Origin of the sequence: Lysinibacillus sp. CNPSo 3705 (genome assembly GCF_028674935.1) — a bacterium.
In the GTDB taxonomy this organism is placed as follows: Bacteria; Bacillota; Bacilli; order Bacillales_A; family Planococcaceae; genus Lysinibacillus.
This window is the reverse complement of sequence record NZ_JAQZSD010000190.1, coordinates 1-488: the sequence shown is the minus strand read 5'-3', so window position 1 is coordinate 488 and position 488 is coordinate 1. Positions and strand designations below refer to the sequence as shown.

Sequence of the window (488 nt, the reverse complement as noted above, 5' to 3'; positions counted from 1 at the left end):
TATCTATTGGGCAATGGATGAAGTGCGCCGACAAGTACAAAAAGAATGGGACAAATACAATCGCACAAAGTGTAAACGTATGCGTCATGTGTTTTATAAGCGTGCATCTAAATTATCACCGAAACAACAGTGGTACTTACAGCGCTATACTGAAATGTCTGAAACATTAAAAGTAGCTCATAAATTAAAGGAAGCCTATTGTGAATGGTTTGATTGGGCAAAGACAAAGAATGATGTCGTAGAAGTGAAGAAGCAATTACAAGTTTTTTACCGTAAGGTAGAAGAGACAAAATTACCAGCTTTCTTAAAAGCAATTCAAACATTTAAAAACTGGCAAGTAGAAATCTTAAATAGCTTTAGTTTTGGTTATTCCAACGGCTTCTTGGAAGGGCATTAATAATAAAACAAAAGCGATGAAACGGAATGCATATGGCTTTCGACGCTTCGATCACTTTCGAGCAAAAATCTTATTAAATTTAAAGTATAAA

2 protein-coding genes are annotated in these 488 nt (G+C 34.6%); both read left to right on the top strand.

The window, feature by feature from the left end:
• Positions 1 to 397, top strand: a 397-nt coding sequence (locus PVA17_RS24955) for a transposase (RefSeq protein WP_483308049.1), incomplete at its 5' end; no start/stop codon positions are given.
• Between the two features lie 16 nt (positions 398 to 413).
• Positions 414 to 488: hypothetical protein (locus tag PVA17_RS25610; RefSeq protein WP_483308050.1), on the top strand; the 75-nt coding region annotated here is incomplete at its 3' end.